21 protein-coding genes are annotated in these 16,872 nt (G+C 47.7%); 7 read left to right on the top strand and 14 right to left on the bottom strand.

The features are described from left to right. Positions 1-64: 64 nt before the first annotated feature. From tsf to P2W84_RS06725, 5 genes are all read right to left on the bottom strand, one after another. A complete protein-coding gene (gene tsf, locus P2W84_RS06745) occupies positions 65-901 on the bottom strand; it encodes a translation elongation factor Ts (RefSeq protein WP_276089357.1) in 837 nt (278 codons plus the stop codon). 100 nt (positions 902-1,001) lie between these two features. Further along, complete coding sequence (rpsB, locus tag P2W84_RS06740; protein WP_276089356.1) at positions 1,002-1,826, bottom strand: 30S ribosomal protein S2; 825 nt, start codon at positions 1,824-1,826, stop codon at positions 1,002-1,004. An 18-nt stretch (positions 1,827-1,844) separates the two neighbouring features. Further along, positions 1,845-2,231: a 30S ribosomal protein S9 gene (rpsI, locus tag P2W84_RS06735; RefSeq protein WP_276089355.1), complete on the bottom strand. Its 387-nt coding sequence runs from the start codon at positions 2,229-2,231 to the stop codon at positions 1,845-1,847. Between the two features lie 11 nt (positions 2,232-2,242). Further along, positions 2,243-2,686: a 50S ribosomal protein L13 gene (rplM, locus tag P2W84_RS06730; protein WP_276089354.1), complete on the bottom strand. Its 444-nt coding sequence runs from the start codon at positions 2,684-2,686 to the stop codon at positions 2,243-2,245. A gap of 115 nt (positions 2,687-2,801) precedes the next feature. Next, positions 2,802-5,462 carry a zinc-dependent metalloprotease gene (locus P2W84_RS06725; protein WP_276089353.1) on the bottom strand — a complete coding sequence of 887 codons (2,661 nt, stop codon included), beginning with the start codon at positions 5,460-5,462 and terminating at the stop codon, positions 2,802-2,804. A 151-nt stretch (positions 5,463-5,613) separates the two neighbouring features. Here P2W84_RS06725 and P2W84_RS06720 point away from each other — a divergent pair, with 151 nt between their 5' ends. Beyond that, entirely contained in the window at positions 5,614-5,853 is a 240-nt protein-coding gene (locus P2W84_RS06720; protein WP_276089352.1) for a hypothetical protein, read from the top strand. Positions 5,854-5,882: 29 nt separating this feature from the next. Here P2W84_RS06720 and P2W84_RS06715 read toward each other — a convergent pair whose 3' ends face one another. The 3 genes from P2W84_RS06715 to P2W84_RS06705 all read right to left on the bottom strand — a co-directional run bounded on the left by P2W84_RS06715 (position 5,883) and on the right by P2W84_RS06705 (position 8,295). Next, positions 5,883-6,590 carry a DUF2490 domain-containing protein gene (locus tag P2W84_RS06715; protein WP_276089351.1) on the bottom strand — a complete coding sequence of 236 codons (708 nt, stop codon included), beginning with the start codon at positions 6,588-6,590 and terminating at the stop codon, positions 5,883-5,885. Between the two features lie 93 nt (positions 6,591-6,683). Then, complete coding sequence (locus P2W84_RS06710) at positions 6,684-8,081, bottom strand: MBL fold metallo-hydrolase (RefSeq protein WP_276089350.1); 1,398 nt, start codon at positions 8,079-8,081, stop codon at positions 6,684-6,686. Between the two features lie 7 nt (positions 8,082-8,088). Then, positions 8,089-8,295, bottom strand: a complete 207-nt coding sequence (locus P2W84_RS06705; RefSeq protein WP_276089349.1) for a YtxH domain-containing protein — start codon at positions 8,293-8,295, stop codon at positions 8,089-8,091. 87 nt (positions 8,296-8,382) lie between these two features. Between P2W84_RS06705 and P2W84_RS06700 the strand changes: the two genes are divergently transcribed. Beyond that, the gene (locus P2W84_RS06700) at positions 8,383-8,730 is read left to right on the top strand and encodes a hypothetical protein (protein WP_276089348.1); all 348 of its coding nucleotides are present in this window, start codon (positions 8,383-8,385) and stop codon (positions 8,728-8,730) included. 33 nt (positions 8,731-8,763) lie between these two features. Further along, positions 8,764-9,465 carry a class I SAM-dependent methyltransferase gene (locus tag P2W84_RS06695; protein ID WP_276089347.1) on the top strand — a complete coding sequence of 234 codons (702 nt, stop codon included), beginning with the start codon at positions 8,764-8,766 and terminating at the stop codon, positions 9,463-9,465. A gap of 35 nt (positions 9,466-9,500) precedes the next feature. Here the strand turns inward: P2W84_RS06695 and pepT are convergent, their stop codons facing one another. Beyond that, positions 9,501-10,754 carry a peptidase T gene (gene pepT / locus P2W84_RS06690; protein ID WP_276089346.1) on the bottom strand — a complete coding sequence of 418 codons (1,254 nt, stop codon included), beginning with the start codon at positions 10,752-10,754 and terminating at the stop codon, positions 9,501-9,503. Positions 10,755-10,821: 67 nt separating this feature from the next. Between pepT and P2W84_RS06685 the strand changes: the two genes are divergently transcribed. Further along, a complete protein-coding gene (locus tag P2W84_RS06685; protein WP_276089345.1) occupies positions 10,822-11,523 on the top strand; it encodes an outer membrane beta-barrel protein in 702 nt (233 codons plus the stop codon). A gap of 9 nt (positions 11,524-11,532) precedes the next feature. Next, positions 11,533-12,150, top strand: coding sequence for a rhomboid family intramembrane serine protease (locus P2W84_RS06680; protein ID WP_276089344.1), 618 nt, complete (start codon positions 11,533-11,535; stop codon positions 12,148-12,150). On the opposite strand, the gene P2W84_RS06675 is transcribed toward P2W84_RS06680, so the two are convergent. Genes P2W84_RS06675 through P2W84_RS06665 form a run of 3 tightly spaced genes read right to left on the bottom strand, consistent with a single transcriptional unit; the run spans position 12,147 to position 13,620 of the window. Next, positions 12,147-13,115 carry a hypothetical protein gene (locus P2W84_RS06675; protein WP_276089343.1) on the bottom strand — a complete coding sequence of 323 codons (969 nt, stop codon included), beginning with the start codon at positions 13,113-13,115 and terminating at the stop codon, positions 12,147-12,149. The genes P2W84_RS06680 and P2W84_RS06675 overlap by 4 nt on opposite strands. After that, positions 13,112-13,297 (bottom strand): DUF6358 family protein, encoded by a 186-nt coding sequence (locus P2W84_RS06670; protein WP_276089342.1) that lies wholly within the window; start codon positions 13,295-13,297, stop codon positions 13,112-13,114. Before P2W84_RS06670 ends, P2W84_RS06675 begins: the two co-directional genes overlap by 4 nt. Before the next feature lie 5 nt (positions 13,298-13,302). Further along, entirely contained in the window at positions 13,303-13,620 is a 318-nt protein-coding gene (locus tag P2W84_RS06665) for a rhodanese-like domain-containing protein (RefSeq protein WP_276090069.1), read from the bottom strand. A gap of 107 nt (positions 13,621-13,727) precedes the next feature. On the opposite strand from P2W84_RS06665, the gene P2W84_RS06660 reads away from it, so the two are divergent. Both P2W84_RS06660 and P2W84_RS06655 read left to right on the top strand, forming a co-directional pair. Beyond that, positions 13,728-14,828, top strand: coding sequence for a DUF4407 domain-containing protein (locus tag P2W84_RS06660; protein WP_276089341.1), 1,101 nt, complete (start codon positions 13,728-13,730; stop codon positions 14,826-14,828). Beyond that, complete coding sequence (locus P2W84_RS06655; protein WP_276089340.1) at positions 14,825-15,763, top strand: M20/M25/M40 family metallo-hydrolase; 939 nt, start codon at positions 14,825-14,827, stop codon at positions 15,761-15,763. The genes P2W84_RS06660 and P2W84_RS06655 overlap by 4 nt, the downstream gene beginning before the upstream one ends. Here P2W84_RS06655 and P2W84_RS06650 read toward each other — a convergent pair. Beyond that, the gene (locus P2W84_RS06650; protein ID WP_276089339.1) at positions 15,750-16,250 is read right to left on the bottom strand and encodes a GNAT family N-acetyltransferase; all 501 of its coding nucleotides are present in this window, start codon (positions 16,248-16,250) and stop codon (positions 15,750-15,752) included. The two genes, P2W84_RS06655 and P2W84_RS06650, sit on opposite strands and share 14 nt — an antisense overlap. After that, positions 16,247-16,813 (bottom strand): thiamine pyrophosphokinase, encoded by a 567-nt coding sequence (locus tag P2W84_RS06645; RefSeq protein WP_276089338.1) that lies wholly within the window; start codon positions 16,811-16,813, stop codon positions 16,247-16,249. Before P2W84_RS06645 ends, P2W84_RS06650 begins: the two co-directional genes overlap by 4 nt. Between the last annotated feature and the right edge of the window lie 59 nt (positions 16,814-16,872).

The raw sequence follows: 16,872 nt of genomic DNA, 5'->3' as shown, positions 1-16,872 counted from the left end.
CACGAAGATAAAACAAAAAAGCCCGCTGCAATTGCAGCGGGCCTTCCTATTTCAACAATCAGGCTTAGGCACCCAGTTGAATACGCTTAAATGAGGTAACAGTCAGACCAGCTGCAGTATCATTTAAGAACTTACGTACATCTTTAGAAGAATCCTTAACGAATTCCTGGTTCAGCAAAGTGCTGTCCTTGTAGAATTTGTTCAGTTTACCGGCAGCAATTTTCTCTACCATTTCCTCCGGTTTGCCTTCAGCACGGATCTGCTCTTTAGCAATCTCCAGTTCACGCTCCACGGTAGAAGCATCAACATCACCTTTGTCCAATGCTACCGGACTCATTGCAGCAATCTGCATTGCCACATCCTTACCTGCTTCTTCAGCTCCGGTCACATCCTGGTTCAGTGCAACCAGTACGCCCAAACGATAGTTACCATGAATATAAGGGATTACTTTCTCACCCGATACAGTTTCATATTTAGAGATACCGATCTTTTCACCAATCTTACCAGTGTTGTCAACGATCAGGTCCGCCACTTTCTGGCCGTCCAGTTCCAACGCCAGCAGCTCGTCAAGTGAAGCCGGGTTTTTCTCTACAGCCAGGTCAGCGAATCTGTTGCCCAATGCCACGAAATCAGCATTTTTAGCTACAAAGTCAGTTTCGCAGTTCAATTCAATGATCACACCACGCTTGCCGTCAGCAGTAGCTTTGGCAATAACAACACCCTCGTTAGAGTCACGGTCCTGACGTGAAGCAGCTACCTTAGCGCCTTTTTTGCGCAGGTAATCTACGGCAGCCTCAAAATCTCCGTTAGCTTCAACCAAAGCCTTTTTGCAATCCATCATACCTGCACCAGTTTGTTGGCGCAGCTTATTTACATCCGCAGCAGTAATTTGTACTGACATTTTAATTTCCTTTTTTTTATGTTTTAAAAATTATGGGTTGTACTGCACTGTTGAAAGTTAAACCCTGCAACACCACCGTACAACCCAAATTATTTTTTAATTAAGCTTCTTCGCCCGATCCTTCTTCACTCTCAGCTTCAACCTTTTGCCTTCTGGCACCAGGTTCAGCCACTTCAGGAGCGTCAGCAGCAGCCTTAGCAGCTACAGCTTCCTTTTCAGCTTCTTCATCCTTTTCACGCTTACGCTCATCCAGGCCTTCTTCAATCGCCTTAACGATAATGTCAGTGATCAGTGAAATAGACTTGGTCGCGTCATCGTTCGCAGGAATCGGGAAATCAATATTGGAAGGATCAGAGTTGGTATCCACCATCGCAAAAGTAGGGATATTCAACTTCAGCGCCTCGCTCACCGCGATGTGTTCCTTCTTCACGTCAATTAAGAAGATCGCCGCCGGTAAACGGTTCAGGTCAGCGATACCACCCAAAAGGTTTTCCAGTTTGATACGTTCACGCTGGATCATCAGACGCTCTTTCTTGGAAAGGATCGAATAAGTACCGTCCTTGGTCATCTTATCGATGTTCGCCATCTTCTTGATCGACTTACGCACAGTAGCAAAGTTGGTCAGCATACCTCCCAACCAACGCTCGGTTACGAAAGGCATATTCACTTTTTTAGCCTGATCGGCCACAATTTCCTTAGCCTGCTTCTTAGTCGCTACAAACAGGATCTTACGCCCTGATTTTACGATCTGCTTGATCGCAGCCGCAGCTTCCTCAGTCTTGGTTAAGGTTTTATTTAAATCAATAATGTGGATACCATTGCGCTCCATGAAAATGTAAGGAGCCATTTTTGGGTTCCATTTACGGGTGAGGTGACCAAAGTGTACACCTGCATCCAATAAGTCCTGATATGTTGTTCTAGCCATTGTTTTGCCTCCTTAAGATTAACGTTTACTGAATTGGAATTTCTTACGAGCCTTCCTGCGTCCTGGTTTCTTACGTTCTACCATACGCATGTCACGGGTCATCAGACCTTTTGCACGAAGTGCCGGTTTCTTCTCGGCATCTAATTCAACAATAGCTTTGGCAATTGCCAGGCGAACTGCTTCCGCCTGTCCTTTGATACCACCACCGGCAACATTCACCTGAACGTCATACTGGCCAACAAGCTCAGCAACCTCAAATGACTGGCCAACGATATACTGCAAAGGCAGGGTTGGAAAATATTCTTTATAATCTTTACCGTTAACGGTAATGGTACCGTTGCCATCTTTCAAATAGATACGGGCAACAGCTGTTTTTCTTCTTCCTGAAGTATTGGTAACTGACATTTCTTCCTAAATTAAAGTGTAATGGTTTTTGGAGACTGCGCTGCATGCGGATGCTCAGCTCCTGCATACACATAAAGGTTGGTGTACAACTTAGCACCCAGCCTGTTCTTAGGCAACATACCGCGTACGGCCTTCTCAATCACACGCTTAGGGTGTTTCGCCAGTAACTCCTTAGGAGAAATGAAACGCTGACCACCCGGATAACCAGTGTAAGAAGTATATACCTTCTCAGACAGTTTCTTTCCGGTCAGTTTAACCTTGTCTGCATTGATAACGATCACGTTATCTCCGCAGTCTACGTGTGGGGTGTACTCAGGCTTGTTTTTACCACGGATGATCATAGCGATCTTCGATGACAAGCGCCCCAGAATCTCGCCCTCAGCATCCACAACAACCCACTGTTTGTTGACAGTTTTTGCATTGGCAGAGACAGTTTTGTAACTTAACGTATTCACTTGCTTGTATTTAATTTGTTAAATAATTTGTTCTCCCCGCTTTTTTGGGGACTGCAAAGATAGGCCAAATTATTTAATTGTCAAATACTTGAACAAATAAAATAAAGCACTGGTGTTATTTGACCACCAGCGCTTTATCGATCAGGAACACTAGGTTACGTCTGTGCGCAACCGTCTGCTCATCTCCGGCAGAAATAGAGCCCGCCAGTTTTTCCTTTATAGAAGTCAATGTTGAAAGGGCAGCGGCCTTGCTGCCGTTATCGTATCCCACCGGTGCGGCAACGATGGCTGCAGCAGCCTTCACAAATTCCGTCTGGAGATTTTGGCGGAAAGGGTTTACATCCTTACCCAGATCGGCAGCAAAGATATCATCCGTCAGGTCATTCATTACCGAGGCCACAGAATAAGTATTGCCATAGAGGCTACTGTTATTGATCCTGTTGAGCGTATTTGGGTGCAGAATCTGCGCAAGCGTACTCAACTGCAGAGACATGAAACTTCCCAGCGGCTTGATGTCTTCGTTGTTACCGAAGAAATTAAATCCGCGGCGCTGCAGCTGCAGGTAAGGGAACAGGTATTTATCTGCATCAAATGCATCAGGAGCGAAGACATACTTGCTCAGCAGGTCAAGTGCTTTTTTCTGATAGGCGACCGGAACTGGTGTAAAAGGCGCATTCGGGGTCTTCTGGCCCACAAAACTCCTGTCTACATATACCCCGCCGATATACCGGCTCAGGGCAGCAGCCATACTCATACGCTGTCCGTTCAGCTGTCCGTAACGTATGCGCAGCTCCTGGTAGCTCCGGTCGGGCTTGCTGAACCGGTCCTTCAACTTAGGCATCATTTCATTGATGAGTTTAAAGCGTTCTTCGCCATAAGTCACCATATCGTTCGTCTGGTCGTTCACATTTACGCGAGGATCAATTCCACCGCCCGGCGAGCGCATGTCATCGGCATCATTACCAAAGGCCAGCTCAGGCTCCGTGCTCCGGCTCAGGATCTTGCGTAGTCCCGCTTCCTCTTCTGAAGCAGAAAAAGGCGTATATCCATATTCAATAGCCCAGATATCGTAAGGGCCCACTTTGGTTGTATAATAATCGCCCTGCTTTTTGCGGTCACGGCTTACATTAATCGCCGGGTAATCCATTACCGAACCCTGCAGACCAACTTTCCTGGTCAGCTTTACATCGTTCATCTGGGCAGGGCTCAGCATCTGGCTGGCCTTCATATTATGGTTAAGCCCTAGCGTATGCCCCATCTCATGCAGGATGAGGTAATATAAAAACTGTTTGTGCATCTCGCGGACCGCTTCTGCACGAACAGCTTCGGGCTGATCGGCATCTAATGCCTCAATGGCGGTCAAGCCCGCCTGGTATTGCATGCTTAACTCCTGGGCGAGTACACAGGTGGCGATATGCCCTTTTCCCGGCACATGTCCGTGTCCGTCCTGCCCTGAAATCGCCGCCGCCGGATTTTCCCATGGCAATGATGGCAAAGCCGGCCCGCCATTGTACAACTCATCCTGTACAGGAGTACCGGCACCAGACTTCCATTCCACCGTAATATCCGCGCCCAGTATCTGTCCAGTCAGCGGATTGTAGAAGCTCGGCCCGATCGCACCGTAAGAAGGGTACATCGAAGACACCCAGCGGATCACATTATAAGAAATATCTGCAGGATCCCATTTCGCATCATCTGGCATCTGCTTCATCACCACCGCATTCTTAAAGCCTGCTTTTTCAAAAGCCTCGTTCCATTTTTCCCCCGCTTCCTTGATGATTGCCCGGTACTCGACAGGCGTCGTATTTTCAATCCAGAATACAATCGGCTCCACAGGCTCGCTCAATTTGGCCGAAGGATCTTTCTTCTTCAGATACCAGCGGCTGATGAAATCCCTGTAAGGCGTCGGCGACACTGAAGTCAGATCTTCTACCTCAGCGCCAAAATAGCCCACCCTCGGGTCATCCCTTCTGGCTCTGAAATCATTCTTAGGCAATTCCATAAATGAATGCTGCATCTTTACCCTTACATAGCGGGCGTCAGTAATATCCTTTCCACCACCATTCATCGGCTGCGGATTGTCATAAGCAAGTTCTACCACGACATCGGTATTCTTAGGGAAGGAACGCACCTGCGCATACTTTGATTTTCCTGTATTAAGGTTGCCAAGGTTAAACACCGCACCCGGGGGTGTTCCCGGAGGCATTACCGGTTTCACCGGATCCAGCTTATCACCGATGAACAAGCCATCTACCGGGATTAGATAACCCTCTTTGTCATCCACCGTAAACTTCTCGCTGAAAAAAACGGCATCGGCCACATCCACATTGGCCGACTTGCTCACCGCATTGTTCTTGTCATAATAAAAATTCGTATTCAGCTGCAGAAACTCGATCTTATCATCACTCTTTCTGATATTAAACACCATGGTATTCCTGATCATATTCTGGTTCAGGAACAGCGTAGTAGGGCCACCCATAGAAAAGCTCTGGTAAATAAAATCCTTAGCAAGCTGGTCTTTGGTTACATACATCTGCAAACTCCCCGTAGCAGTGTCTCTGTACAGGCGGAAAAGTCCGTCAATCCTCTTACTCGATTTGATCTTGTCCTCCAGCGAAGTCTTCGGCGGTGTTGCTTTCTTTATAGAGTCAAGTACAGCCTTCTTCACAGAGTCTGCAACAGCCTGCGGCTTTTTCTTTTCCTGATTCTTATCCTGGGCAGATACGCCCACGGCCAACAACAAAGCCAGGGCTAACAGAATGGTAGGTTTGGTCATTTCAACAGTTTTTTTGCCTAAAATACAAATTTGGCCCCATCATCAAGCAGCATCCAAAAAAATTAAATCTTTCTGAACAAACTTCAGAGGTGGGTGTTAAACCCAATACCACCAACCATAAACAACTAGTAATCAACCTTAAATAAAAATTATGGAACAATTCAGAATTGAAGTGGCAGACAACCATGGCCTCGGTCACTTTTACAACATCCGTCACCTGGACAATGACCAATACCAGATCCTGGATGAAAACCTCGAACGTATCGGCACTATAGAAATAGATGAAGAAGACCATGGACATTGCCGGCAAAGCCTCGACTGCCGCATCGACATGCCTTTACTCAACTCCATCCGGGACGGGATCCTGCACCACGAAGAATTGGTGCACTAGCAATAAAGCCTTAAGCAAAGTTTGTCCGGTCAAAAACGCGTATATACTGCGAGCTGGACAATATTGTTAGATGTATTATTCAGCGCCCCTTTAACCGCCTGGTTCATATATCCTGCCTCTATATCAAAGGCTTTAGACAACCTGTAGCCTATAGCACCGTATGCCCTGTTCTGGTCAAAAACATGGCCGTTCAGGTCGTCCTTATGGTGTACATTCAGAAAAAGTTCATTCTGCAATGCAACAAATACGCCTTTTTCAAAGAGTTCTCCTTCCCTGATCAGCGGCACCAGGGCCCTTATAAAATAACGGAAGCGCTGAGCAAACACATCGTCCGCACCGTTACGTTCTACAAAACGCTGTTCCAGCCTGAGTCTGTGCGACAGGTTTACCCCTCTTAGCTTATGTTTATAAATATATTGTTCCCAGATTCTGTGTTCTGTAAGTGTTACATCTGGCTGTCCTGCCGTCTTTACGAAGGTCGGGGTATACAGGTAACCCAGCGTCAGGTCAGACTTCCCGTTCAGGTAATAGGTAAGCCCCGGTCTGATCAGAATATGCCGCAATCCGTCCCAGTTATCCTGAGTCCTGAACTGCACATCGAAGTGCATGCCCCACTTGTCATTAAACCTGGTTGTATTCATCAAAAACAACCACCCGCTATTCTGTTTCGCTGTCTGTGCAACCACAGCAGCAAGGTTAAGGCATAAAAGTAACAGCAAAGAAAAGTAAAATCGCATATCTATGTTTTGTTCTGGCTAAAATAAGGATTTGAGATAGCTTCCTGAAATGTAGCCCGTGTTTCCCGGCCAGCTGCTAGCGCACCATCAAGTTTAAAGTCTGAACTTTTGTTTGAACTCAGGGATCGCGACATTCCTGAAGCCCTTTTCCCGTAGTCGCTGCGCAAAAAGCTGTTGCACTTCATATTCTCCATGCACCAGGAACAACTGTTTTACCTGCTCCGGGTCCTGGCAACCCAGGAACTTTAAAAGATCTTCATAATCCCCATGCGCGCTCATCGATCTGATCGACCGCACGTCCGCAAGCACATCATGCGCCTCGCCAAACAGCCAAACGGAATGTTCGCCGGCCAGCAGCTTCCCGGCAAGTGAGCCAGGATCGGCATAGCCCACCATCAGTATGGTGTTTTTAGGATTTCCAATCGTATTCCGGATATGATGACGTACTCTTCCGCCTTCAGCCATCCCCGAAGAAGCAATGATCACACAGGGCCTGCCATCTGTATTCAGCGCCTTCGATTCCTGCACGCTTTCGATGAATTTCAGCCCTTTGAAGTTGAATACATCCTCATCTATTTTCATAAGCTGCTTTACCCCATTGTTATAAGCTTCCGGATGATTCTTCAGCACCTGCGTTGCCTGCATAGACAGCGGGCTGTCTACGTAATAAGCCAGATCGGGCAGACGGCCTTTAAGTTCCAGGGCATTCAGCGCAAAAAGCAGTTCCTGAGTGCGGCCCACACTGAAAGCCGGAATGACCACCTTCCCCTTTTTTACCTCACAGGTCTCGCGGATGATCTCATAAAGTGACTCTTCAATCGGTCCGAAGTCTTTATGCAGTGAGTCACCATAAGTAGATTCCATGATCAGGTAATCAGCTTGCGCATAGCGTTGGGGACTCTTCAGGATGAGGTCACCGTAGCGCCCCACGTCTCCGCTGAAAGTGATTTGGGTTTCTTTTCCGTCCTCAACAATTGCAAGGTGCACCGCGGCACTGCCTATGATATGCCCGGCATCAGTAAACTGCAGCTTCACCCTCGGGTCGATCTCCAGTTCTTCGCCATAATCCAGCACCTTGAACTGGCCCAGTGTTCTGATCACATCTTCTTCGGTATACAAAGGCATTTCCTGTTCCTCGGAAGTCTTGATGTGCCGGTTGGCATACTCGGCATCCTGCATGCTGATCTTGGCGGAATCCATCAGGAGGATCCGCGCCAGATCCATTGTTGGCGGGGTACAAAAGATATTTCCCGAAAATCCTTCGGCTACCAGCCTGGGCAGCAGCCCGCAGTGGTCAATGTGCGCATGCGAAAGCACGACGTAATCCAAAGCAGAAGGCTCAAACCCAAAATGCTGGTTCAAGCCTTCCGTTACATTGCCCATGCCTTGAAACAGGCCACAGTCCAATAAAATTTTAGTTCCGTTATTGAGCGTAATCAGGTGTTTACTACCGGTGACAGCACGTGCCGCGCCGTAAAAAGCGATTTCCATTCAGTAGCTACGCGGTAACTTTACTGAGGGAATCTTTTACTTTATCCGTCACATCAGACAGCTTGTCTTTAGATGAGTCGATCAGGTCACAGAACCAGTCCGCGATCTTATCCCTGGTCTCTCCGGTCTTATCAGACGACAATATCAATGCTACAGCTGCGCCCAGGGCTGCCCCGGCCAACACACCCGCGATAATTTTGGTTTCCTTCTTCATGATGGTATTGTTTTAATGATCTTAAGTTTAACAAAAAACGGGTTCAAAATGTTTTCATCGGGTGTTATCAGATTCGTATATTCAGGTATGCTGAAAATGTTGTCCTACCTGAACATCATGCTTGCCCTGGCCTATTTTTTTGGCTACCTGCTGAACAGCTATTCCTGGCCCATCGCCGCCCTGCTGCTGGTCATCGTGTACAACGGGCTCACCTTACGCAATATAGAGCAGGAAAAAAGTTTCAGTAACCTTCAGCGCGTACTTGCACTGTTCAACCTGGTATTTGCCGTGTTCCTGCTGGTCTGGGTATTCAACATCCTGAGCGCTTCGATTGAACACCGCTATTTTGGCGATACCCGCATTTACCTGGTGCTGGCAACTGTCTTTGCGCTGAGCCTGGTCTCCCATGTATTGCTCTCGCTGCGTTCGAGATAGCGGAAAAAACAGGAGAACCATTAATTTTGCAATATGGACGTACTTGGAGAAGCCCTGAAGGACCAGTTCCTGAACCCGCCGGCGGACATTTTGTGGGTGCACAATACTTATGATGAACCGGAAGAAATGCCCATTGACATTTATTTCAGAAACGAGAAGGAAATGCCGGAACTGGAACTGATGGCACTGGACCTGTGCAGGGGCAGAGTGCTGGATGTAGGGGCCGGGGCAGGCAGTCATGCGCTGGTGCTGCAAAAACGTGGACTGGAGGTAACCGCAATGGACATTTCTGAAGGCGCAGTGAAGCTCATGGGACAGCGGGGATTAAAAAAAGTAATACAGGGCGATATCCTGAAGTTTGGCGCTGGATCCGGTCTTAAGGACAAAACTTTCGATACCCTGCTCTTTATGATGAACGGCATCGGGCTTACCGGATCTCTGCAAGGCCTGAAAGCATTCCTGCAGCAAATAAAGACTTTGCTTAACCCCGGCGGGCAGCTGGTCTTTGACAGCTCCGACCTGATGTATCTGTACGAACAAGTGCCTTTCCCCGAAAGGGGATATTATGGAGAAGTCAGTTTCCGTTATGAATATAAGGGTAAAAAAGGAAACTGGTTCAAATGGGTTTATGTAGACCAGAAAACATTGAAAGACCTGGCTGCCGCATCAGGCTGGAAGACAGAGGTCATTTTTGAAGATGAGCATGACCAGTACCTGGCCCGGCTCACCTTTTAAGTTTTGTTGGCTGTCTGGATTGAGTTACTGACGCTTTAGGCCCGTTCTTCCCAGACCACGGCGATATTAACAATTGTCTCCACGGCTTTCTCCATATCCTGTACGGATACCCATTCCTGTTTGCCGTGAAAAGCGTGTTCTCCGGCAAATATGTTAGGGCAGGGCAGTCCCATAAAGGAAAGTCGTGAACCATCTGTACCGCCACGGATACTTTGCCGTTTAGCTTTTATCCCGGCACGTTCTATCGCGGCGATACCGTTCTCCATCACTTGCGGGTATTTTTCGAGAACCTGTTTCATATTCCGGTATTGCGGGCTGATCTTCAGGTCATAGGTAGCATTGGGATAATCTTCCATGATGTTCTGTACAGTAGCATCAAGGAATTCTCCGTTGGCCGCCAGTTCATCATCATCAAAAGCACGGATAATGAAATGCGCCTCGGCCTGCTCAACACTGCCGCCAATGCTGACAGGATGAATAAACCCTTCCTTTGCTTCGGTTGATTCGGGCGAAAGGCAATCGGAAGGAAGGGCGCTGATCACATCGGACAGGATCTTGATCGCGCTCTCCATTTTTCCCTTGGCAAAGCCGGGATGCGCACTAATGCCATTAATGGTCAGGACGGCCCCGTCTGCAGAAAAAGTCTCGTCTTCTATAGATCCCCTTGTTTCTCCGTCTACGGTATAACCAAAATCGGCGCCAAGCTTTTCCATATCTACTTTATCCACGCCCCTTCCAATCTCCTCGTCAGGTGTAAACAATATCCTGATCTTGCCGTGTTTAATCCCTGGATTTTGCACCAGGAAAGCTGCAGCTTCCATGATCTCTGCTACACCGGCTTTGTTGTCTGCGCCTAAAAGGGTAGTCCCGCTGGCGGTAATGATGTCGTTACCGATCTGGTCCTTCAGATCAGGATGCTCAGCCATTTTCAATACCACAGCGGGATCATCTGGCAACACCAGGTCCTGACCCTGGTAATTTTCATGAATAATAGGTTTCACACCCTGCCCGCTGCAATCGGGCGAGGTGTCTATGTGTGAACAGAAACAGAGCACAGGCACCTGCTTTTCAGTTGTTGCTGGTATTGTCGCATAGACATAACCATACTCATCCAGCTGTGCATCAGTGATACCAAAAGCCAGGAGTTCTTCCACCAGTAATTTTCCCAGGTCTTTTTGCTTCGCGGTCGACGGTATAGTTTCGGAAAGCGGATCAGACTGAGTGTCGATCTGCACATACTTCATGAAACGCCGCTGAAGCGATTTATTTTTATTTTGATATTTTAGCATACGCATTTACAAAAAGCAAAGTTATAATTAAGATCGCCAATTGAACAGGCTACTACAAAACATTACCTTGAAAGCATACATCTCCTTACTCTTCGCCCTCCTATCCGGATCTGTCTTTGCACAGCATAATTTCCATAAGTTTGGTATAGGGGCGGGGCTCGGCTTTACCCAGGCATTTGCCGATCTGCCACGACACGACCTGGGAACTGCAGGTTATGGCAATCTGGATTATTACTTCACCCCATTCCTCAGCCTGGGTGCAGAGCTGCAAAAAGGAAAGATCAAAGCCGAAAGCAGTCCCGGGGACGAGAGCCGGCGCAGGTTTGTGAACAGCTACACCGCAGCGGCGGTCAACGGGAAGCTTTACCTTGGCGCTCTTGCAGAATATAGAGGCAATAACTTTCTCAATGCAATAAAAGGCCTCTATATAGGTGGCGGAGCAGGTATAATCCGCAATAATCTGACTACCGTAATCCGTAACAAGATCGGTTCGGAAGAAGCGAAATATGACGATTTCCCAGGTCGTGACAAATCCTTCGAACTAATGGTCCCCGTAAACCTGGGTATTACCTTTTACTTTGCAGATGCCTGGAGCAGTCCCCGCCTGGCCCTTAACCTGAACCTTCAGAGTACGGTCACGCTGGGAGAAGGCCTCGATGGTTATGACAGTTCCGCAATGACCATGCGGGATGGCTATCCCGACATTTATAATTATTATAGCATTGGTATCCGCTATTACCTGGGCCCCCTGGGTATTTCCAAACGATAAAACAGAAACATGAATTATCTCAACGACACTCCGGTTGCTTCCATCATTATGATCTTTACGGTCATTACCAGTATTTATGCTTTTAATGATCACAGCATTTACGGCAAGTTTATGCTGCATCCTTACAGTGTGGCGCGGCGGCGCAATGTCTATACCCTGATCACCAGCGGCCTTATCCATGGCGACTGGATGCATTTGATCTTCAATATGATCACTTTTTATTCGTTCGGGTTTGCTCTGGAACGGACAATAGGTTCATTCAATTTTGGCCTGCTGTACTTCATCAGCCTGATCGCGAGTGACATTCCTTCCGTGATCAGGCATAAGGACGACATGTGGTACCATAGCCTGGGCGCATCAGGTGCGATCAGTGCCGTTCTATTCAGCTGCATCCTGTTCTTTCCCTTTACCTCTCTGTATATATTCCCCATACCTTTTCCCATCTGGGCCATTGTATTTGGCCCTTTGTACCTCATCTATTGTATGTATGCCTCCAGACAGTCCAGAGATAATATCAATCATGATGCACATTTCTTTGGCGCGCTCGCCGGATTGATCTTAACGGTACTGCTGGTCCCGGGAGTGATCCCTCAATTCATTCAGCAATTGATGGCTAAGATCGGCTAATTGGTCTCGGGAAGACTGGCCGGCTCGAAGTAACTCATTGGGTGCATAGGGTCTTTGATGATCTCAAATAGGGTATGGCCCCAGGGCTTCCAGAATTCCTGCAGTACCTGCGCATAGGTTTTGTGTTGCCAGTAATCGAAAATGGCTTTGTTCAGCGTACCCTTTAAGGGCATCGCTTCGATATAGATGGAACCATCGACAGGCATAATCGTATATTCCGGCAACCTGTTGAACAGGTAGGCAGAATAATAGAAGCGGGCACAGAGTTCCTCAAATTGCTGGGCCGAAAGTGCCCGTCCTTCGACCTGATCCAATAGTTCCTGATGATATCTCCGGTTGGTGCCATTGTCCTGCAGGCAGGCAATGATACCAAAATCCTTCAGCTTCATGGAGAAGGTGAGAGTATTGATCTCGTCCCGAAAACTGAAAGGCGTATCCTGTTCATGTAAGGGCACTACCGCAATGGACCAAGGCGTAAAATCTTCATATACGACGTCAGAATAGATCTTCTGGATCATGGTATGCAGGTTGCCGAACTTGTGCATAAGGCCCTGCGACATGTTCACGCCATCTGCACTGAGCTGCTGTTGTTTTACCGCAGCGTTCATCTCTATATAGATCAGTCCGTACATGAATTTACCGATCCAGAGGAAAAGGTCTGTTTCGCTAAGCTGGGCAACGCCCCTATAGCCCTGCTCAAAAGCCTGCTGCACACGGGTTTCCAGCGGGGCCACAAAATGCGTCAACACTTCTGTATTGCAGGGAACAGTAAGGCTGTTGTAACTTCTGACGCTCTCATCGAGCAGTTTGATCTGCTCTTCACCACTGTAACCGGCCAACTGCGTAAGCCAGGCAGGCAATATCGTGGTCCGGACGATTTCGCCCGTGAAAGTGTCCCCGCTCAGAAAACAGCTCCTGTAGCTGAAATCAAAGTTTTTAAATGGCTGATAGGTATTGCCGGTCATTTCCTGAGGTTCTTTCGTACTTCCTTCATGAGCTGTATCTTTACATAGACAAAGAAAGCTGCTGAAGCGAGGAACAGCGGTATAAACAGGTACTTCTGGTTATTATAGCACCAGATCACGGCGATCACAGAAACAATGATCGCCAGGTTATAAAATACGTTTAAGGCTATCTTTTTTACCATTCGGCTTAATAAACCTGCATATCCGGATCAAACGCTTCCTTCCAGGCCAGAATACCGCCCTGAAGGTTATACAGGTTGTCCAGGCCGAGCTGTGCCTCCAGCTGCATTACTGCAGCTGCACTGCGCTTGCCGCTCCTGCATTGGATGATCACGGGTTTATCGGTTGCAATACGGTCAGCTTCGATCAAGATGCCTGCCAGCGGAATGTTCTCTCCGTTCAGGTTAGATACTTCGTATTCAAAGGTCTCGCGGACATCGATCAACTGAAAATCCTCACCATTGTCGATTTTCTCCTTAAGCGCTTCTACTGTTATTTCCTTCATCATGATATTGTTGTTTTCGCAAAGATAACAAAGTGTACAGTAATTTAACTGTAACAACTCCGGGTACCGGGCGTTTAATAGTCAGCCTTTTTTAATTTTTCGGATCCATGGACAAGATCTCCCGTTTTTTCTGGTTTTGCTCAGGCGCTCATATCGCCACGCTGGAAAAGTACCCCACAGAACACAACAAATACACCGGTATCGGTGCGACGATATTTTTTACAGGCCTTTTCGCCGCCCTCTCGGGCGGATATGCTATGTATTTCGTCTTCTCAGGATCGGCTGGAGCAATTTGGTTTGCGCTGCTTTTCGGCATGCTCTGGGGCCTCGCGATCTTTAATATGGACCGCTACATTGTATCCAGCATCAACAAAAGTGCTCCCACCGGCAAGCAGCTACTGCAGGCAACGCCACGTATCCTGCTGGCCATTATGATTGGCCTTGTTATTTCCAGACCGCTGGAACTGAAGATCTTTGACAAGGAGATCAGAGAACGGCTAAAGGTAACTTATCTGAACAACCAGCGCTCAAAGATCGACACACTGAATATGGCATTCGGCAATAAATACAAGATCGAAATGGACAAGCTCAATGAGGCAAGGGCACAAAGGGATTCTCTGCAAAGCAGCATCAGATCAGACCGCCAGAAACTCAACTATGAGATCTTCGGTAACAAGACGACCGAGACATCGGGTATTATGGGATATGGCCCTTATGCCAAACGAAAAGAGACAGAGTTGCAACACAGGGAGCAGGAACTTGACACCTTATCTGCGGGTGTTCGCCGTCTTGAGGGGTTTATCGACGGAAGAAAACAATTTGACGGCATGCTGTCGGAAAAGCTTTATACGGGTAAAGACCTGGACAGCCTGGCCTCCATAGCTGGTTTTGCAGACCGGAACTGGGCATTGAGTCAGCTGGGCATTAGTCCTGACGGCAAAAAAGACAGCAGCACCTCAACTGCAGTTACTTTTATCGGTCTTTTATTCGTATTTTTCGAATGTCTGCCGGTTTTTGTCAAACTAATGAGCGGTCGTGGGCCTTATGACCATGCTGTGCAGAATACGGAAAGTGTACAGGTTCACGAATCGGACAGGGACAGGGACTACGGGATCGCCGTCACCGATGGCGTACACGATACCCGTGTGGCAGCAGCAATTGACAGGCGCATTGCCAGGATAGAACACAACGATACAGAAAACTTATGAAAAAGGCCATTTTCATTTTATTGCTGACCTTCGCTGCCCGTTCGGGCTTCGCACAGCAGATCGACAAGACCATTACGAGCGAGTATGTCGACCACATCATTAAAACCCTGAGCAGTGATGAAATGGAGGGAAGGGCGACCTTCAGTCCGGGCATCGAAAAGGCGGCCGCATTCATTGAATCGGAATTCGGCACAATAGGACTGCAGCCGCTGAAAGGTGAAAACAGTTTCCGGCAGTCTTTCGAAAGAGATGGTAAGCCTTTGTTTAATATCGCAGGAATGATCCCCGGAAAGTCAAAGCCAGAAGAATATGTGGTATTTTCCGCGCATTATGACCATTTGGGCATCCTCAAACCGGTCAACCAGGACAGCATTGCCAATGGTGCGGATGACGATGCTTCCGGCACGACTGCGGTGATCGCTCTGGCGAAATACTACAAGGCGCTCAACAATAATGCGCGTACACTGATCTTTGTCGCCTTCACCGCCGAGGAGATCGGCGGATTTGGATCACAGTATTTTTCAGGAAAGCTCAACCCCGATCAGGTCGTAGCTATGTTCAATATCGAGATGATTGGCAAGGAAAGTAAGTTTGGCAAAAATGCGGCCTTCATCACCGGTTATGATCGTTCGGATTTTGGAAAGATCCTGCAAAAAAACCTGGAGGGCTCCCCCTTTACCTTCTATCCTGATCCCTATCCGGAGCAGCAGCTTTTTTACCGTAGCGACAATGCTACCCTGGCTGCGCTCGGTGTGCCCGCGCACACGATCAGTACAGACCAGATCGATTCCGACAAGCTATACCATACGGTAAGTGATGAATACGAATCGCTGGACACTGAAAATATCCTGGCAACAATCAGGGCAATTGCCCGGAGTGCGGTAAGCATCATTAAAGGTACCGATACCCCTTCGAGAATACCTAAGAAACAATAGGTTTTTCCATCACGTAATCGTTCATGAAGAAACCACCGCCAATATCGAGGTCTATGGTATCTTTGATGACGAAACCTGACTTAAGGTAAAACCCCGCCGCCTTATTGTTACGGTTTACGTTGAGTTGTAATGCTGTGGCACCAGCCTTTTTAACCAGGTCCGCAACTTCATTCATCAGCAGTTTACCTATGCCCTTACCGTGTGCTTCGGGCAATACATACAGCTTGTGGAGCTTGAATATCCGCTGATCCGAATCAACAATGGAATAAGCGGCAAATCCCAGGTCCTGTTCTTGTTCCGCCGCGATCAGAAAAACATAACCCTGCTGCAGCTGCCCAAGCAGTTCACCCCTGTTATACATTTTCTCCAGCATATAGCGGATCTGCTCATCTGAAAGATATCCACCATAAGTGTCCCACCAGGTACGGTGGGCCAGATCCCTGATGATATCCAGGTCTTGTTCTTTTGCTTTTCTCAGGTAAATCATAAACGTTCACGGATAATAAGATAATCATCAATAAAACGGAATACGACAAAACCGTCCTTTTCAACAACAAAATCACCTTCATTTTGCAGGATCAGGTTATCTGCTTCAATTCGGGGCGATCCGGAAAAACGGAACACACTTCCCGCCGGCTTCCATACCCGAAAACCCGGCCTGACTGCATAGGCCTTCTCCTGTGGCGTGTAGATAACGATATTGATCTTTTTAAGATAAGTTCCAAGTGTACCCAGATAACTGTTCTGTATGTCAATGATGTTAATGGCAGCGTATCCATTGCTGACCGCGTCATCAAGCACAGCACCAAGCTCTTCTGCCCTGCCGTTTAACGTCCGGGTATTCTCCTGAAAGTGGACCCCGTCTTCCGAACCGGTCACGACGTCAACCTTAAGGCCAAGGCTGACCACCTTTTCATACGCTCCTGCACTTACGATAAGCGTAGGACTCCATTCGAGCAACTGGCCAAGATATTCCTCATCAAAATGGTCAAGTTCGCGTATAAACAATGCCGGCTCCTGCTTTTCCCTTACGATATGGTGTGATGACATAGGTCTAAGTTAGCGCTTTTTGGAACAGCGTACCTGTTTTGACATAAATATTGTTTTTT

It is taken from the genome of Pedobacter sp. JY14-1 (genome assembly GCF_029269825.1).
In the GTDB taxonomy this organism is placed as follows: Bacteria; Bacteroidota; Bacteroidia; order Sphingobacteriales; family Sphingobacteriaceae; genus Pedobacter.
This window is presented reverse-complemented; position numbering and strand designations above follow the sequence as displayed.

Coding starts and splice junctions, on each gene's coding strand:
- P2W84_RS06650 (WP_276089339.1), bottom strand. CDS start 16,250: ATGATTTACCTGAGAAAAGCAAAAGAACAAGACCTGGATATCATCAGG.
- P2W84_RS06720 (WP_276089352.1), top strand. CDS start 5,614: ATGGAACAATTCAGAATTGAAGTGGCAGACAACCATGGCCTCGGTCAC.
- P2W84_RS06705 (WP_276089349.1), bottom strand. CDS start 8,295: ATGAAGAAGGAAACCAAAATTATCGCGGGTGTGTTGGCCGGGGCAGCC.
- P2W84_RS06675 (WP_276089343.1), bottom strand. CDS start 13,115: ATGACCGGCAATACCTATCAGCCATTTAAAAACTTTGATTTCAGCTAC.
- P2W84_RS06725 (WP_276089353.1), bottom strand. CDS start 5,462: ATGACCAAACCTACCATTCTGTTAGCCCTGGCTTTGTTGTTGGCCGTG.
- P2W84_RS06695 (WP_276089347.1), top strand. CDS start 8,764: ATGGACGTACTTGGAGAAGCCCTGAAGGACCAGTTCCTGAACCCGCCG.
- P2W84_RS06670 (WP_276089342.1), bottom strand. CDS start 13,297: ATGGTAAAAAAGATAGCCTTAAACGTATTTTATAACCTGGCGATCATT.
- P2W84_RS06645 (WP_276089338.1), bottom strand. CDS start 16,813: ATGTCATCACACCATATCGTAAGGGAAAAGCAGGAGCCGGCATTGTTT.
- P2W84_RS06680 (WP_276089344.1), top strand. CDS start 11,533: ATGAATTATCTCAACGACACTCCGGTTGCTTCCATCATTATGATCTTT.
- pepT (WP_276089346.1), bottom strand. CDS start 10,754: ATGCTAAAATATCAAAATAAAAATAAATCGCTTCAGCGGCGTTTCATG.
- rpsI (WP_276089355.1), bottom strand. CDS start 2,231: ATGTCAGTTACCAATACTTCAGGAAGAAGAAAAACAGCTGTTGCCCGT.
- rpsB (WP_276089356.1), bottom strand. CDS start 1,826: ATGGCTAGAACAACATATCAGGACTTATTGGATGCAGGTGTACACTTT.
- tsf (WP_276089357.1), bottom strand. CDS start 901: ATGTCAGTACAAATTACTGCTGCGGATGTAAATAAGCTGCGCCAACAA.
- P2W84_RS06715 (WP_276089351.1), bottom strand. CDS start 6,590: ATGCGATTTTACTTTTCTTTGCTGTTACTTTTATGCCTTAACCTTGCT.
- P2W84_RS06710 (WP_276089350.1), bottom strand. CDS start 8,081: ATGGAAATCGCTTTTTACGGCGCGGCACGTGCTGTCACCGGTAGTAAA.
- P2W84_RS06655 (WP_276089340.1), top strand. CDS start 14,825: ATGAAAAAGGCCATTTTCATTTTATTGCTGACCTTCGCTGCCCGTTCG.
- P2W84_RS06660 (WP_276089341.1), top strand. CDS start 13,728: ATGGACAAGATCTCCCGTTTTTTCTGGTTTTGCTCAGGCGCTCATATC.
- P2W84_RS06700 (WP_276089348.1), top strand. CDS start 8,383: ATGCTGAAAATGTTGTCCTACCTGAACATCATGCTTGCCCTGGCCTAT.
- P2W84_RS06665 (WP_276090069.1), bottom strand. CDS start 13,620: ATGAAGGAAATAACAGTAGAAGCGCTTAAGGAGAAAATCGACAATGGT.